We start from the raw sequence: 2667 nt of genomic DNA on the forward strand, positions 1-2667 counted from the left end.
CGCAATCGAAGCTTCGCTGGGCGCTGCGGGGGCGCTGGCCTTGCAGACATTGCCCATGGCACCACCCGGCAGCGCGGCTCCCTGATTCAGCGTCGGAGCCTGCGTGTCCTCCACTATAATGGTCTGGGTGAAATTCGTCTCTGACACATTGCCACAATTATCAGTCACTACCCAGGTGTTGGTAATAGTTCTCGATTCCGGACATGAAGAACTATAAATAATATCTGTCGTCTTTTGAAGGGGCTGAAATCCGCAGTTATCCTGAGCGGCAGGAGCCAAGGCCTGTGCGTCTGTCAGACCGGCTGCATCCGAGCACTGCACAGTGCGGTTCAGACTGCCCGCTGCCGTTACCCAGGTTGGTCGCGTCCTGTCTATGATCAAGAAGGATCGCACGCAGGTAGCCGAGCTTTCTCCATCATCCAGGCGTTGATTATTATTCAAATCATCAATAAGCGTGTAGGTTCTGGTTACCGAGATACCATTGGGGCAAACTGTGCCTGATTGGGCATCACTATGTATAAGGACCAAAGTACCACAAGGCTGAGTAGTGATATTTGAGAATATCGCAGCGGGATTAGTCTCTGCTGGAGGCAACGCATTGATATCACATCCGTTTACTTCGGTAACAGTGTTGTTTACTATACAGGTTGCAGCGAATTGGCAGCAGGACCCGACTTCCACCGGATTAACCTGCGTATCTATAATTCCATTTGCATCTCTTACAGTAAGCGTAACACTCTTGGTACCGGTGGTGGTATACTGATGAGTTACTAATGTGCTGCTGGTTACTTCTGTTGTTCCATCTCCATAGCTATAAGTAAACGAGTAAGGAGTTGTACCACCAGTAGTGATATTAGTAAACGTAACAGATTGGGTTTGGTTGCCGGCAATGCAGGATGTTGCTGACGTAAAATTGGCAACCAGTGGACCATCAACAACATAAGTTGCTATTTGAGTATCACATTTAGGATTTCCGGCACCTGTGCAGGAAAGCACCCCACCTGGGCAAAGATTATCGCTTGAGTTTATACCCCACACTAAAGAGGGGTTTTTGATGGTAACTCTAGAGCCACAAGTCCATTGAATAGGGATAAAAAATTCTTTTGATCCGGAGATCGACGATGGACTACAGAGCTCCAGCGGAGCAGGCGCATTATTTCCTACCTGCAGGGTTGCAGTCAGGTATACACTATAACGAGTGGCCCCACCATTTACGCCGATTGTAATTCCTAAAGTGGCCGAGATGGGTTCACCGGGATCACATGATGTAACCCCATTAGGAAGTATTAAACGGGATGATTTGATACTTACCTCATTGGCAGTTTGATTGCAACCGGGACAGGTCTGTCCATAGCTATTCGTTACACTTCCCAGCAAACTAATTAGCAAACAACAGATTGTTAATAAAAACGAGGCCGGTAAAGAAGCTTGCCGGCCTCGGGAGACCAGGCGTTCATATAGGCGCATCGGAGGATACACCCTGAACCAAGGTGAGGGTAAAAATTTGGAGTGCATACGCGTTAGATGGTTATGTAAAATCTACCCTATACTAGTAAAATTTTACCATAAAGCGTTAGTAGTTTTTACTTAACGGCAATTAGCTCAAAACCAAAACGCTTTACCCCATAGCCTACTCAGCAACAATAACTTAACTTTGTAAACCTATGGTTACAAATAATGTATATATTCAGATAAGTAGTGTAGAGATTTCTAAAATTTGAGGAGGTATTATTGATAGAAATGCGGTATTAAATTTTTATTAGTATTTTTCTAATATCAATCAATAAATATCATATGCAGAAGGTAGGTTTTCTAAACAGTTCAACCTTTTGTTTGTTTCGCTCCTCGCATCAATGCTTCTTTGTTACCTTTGGTATCTATTACTCACTTATGCGTATATCCCTCCTTCCGGCGCTTCTCATTGGCGGCTTATTGGCTTGCTTTTCCTGCCGGCCTGTCAGTCCTGACCAGCCCGATCCCGGTTATCTCTTTTTTCCACTGGAAACCGGGCGCTACACGATTTACAACGTAACGGATAGTGTATATACGTTAACATCGCCCAAGGTTTGGCGCACGTATCAGATCAAGGAAGTCACTGGCCCGGTTTACACCGACGTTACCGGCCAGAAAGCCTACCAGTTGCAACGTTACCGGCGGCTAAATGAGCAGCAGCCCTGGCAGCCGGATTCCGTATGGACAGCGCGGCTTGTTAACGGCGAAGCCATCCGCAACGAAAACGGAAAAGATTACGTTAAACTGGTATTCCCAATCGGCAACCGGGTGCGATGGGATGGCAATAAGTGGAATGCGATGGGTGAGGATACGTATGAGATGCGCAATACCAGCCGACCGTTCCGCGTTCTGGATAAGCTGTTTGACGAAACTGTAACCGTTGTTCAACAAAACGATTCAACATTAGTTTCTCAGGATAAACGCATTGAGGTGTATGCCAAAGAAGTCGGTCTGATTTACAGAGAAAAAGCAATACTGCAGCTCTGTCAGTCGGGACCCTGTGTGGGCAAAGCCGAAATCAACTCGGGTATTCGTCAGACATACCGCATCTTAACCTATGGCAAAGAATAAATGGCTGCCCATTCTGATTGGGTTCTTCTTTTTCTCCGCCCTGTCACCAGACAGTCTGGCGCAGGCTACCGTTACCCCCGCCCG

General features: G+C 46.6%; 2 protein-coding genes. One reads left to right on the plus strand and one right to left on the minus strand.

What is annotated here, in order from left to right:
* A partial coding sequence (locus ABD949_RS30825; protein ID WP_425576772.1) for a PKD domain-containing protein occupies window positions 1-1515 on the minus strand: 1515 nt, incomplete at its 3' end.
* Window positions 1516-1890: 375 nt separating this feature from the next.
* Here ABD949_RS30825 and ABD949_RS18290 point away from each other — a divergent pair.
* The gene (locus ABD949_RS18290; protein WP_345245602.1) at window positions 1891-2583 is read left to right on the plus strand and encodes a hypothetical protein; all 693 of its coding nucleotides are present in this window, start codon (window positions 1891-1893) and stop codon (window positions 2581-2583) included.
* The last annotated feature ends 84 nt before the right edge of the window (window positions 2584-2667 follow it).

This window comes from Nibrella saemangeumensis, assembly GCF_039541915.1.
Lineage (GTDB): Bacteria > Bacteroidota > Bacteroidia > Cytophagales > Spirosomataceae > Nibrella > Nibrella saemangeumensis.

Coding starts and splice junctions, on each gene's coding strand:
- ABD949_RS18290 (WP_345245602.1), top strand. CDS start 1,891: ATGCGTATATCCCTCCTTCCGGCGCTTCTCATTGGCGGCTTATTGGCT.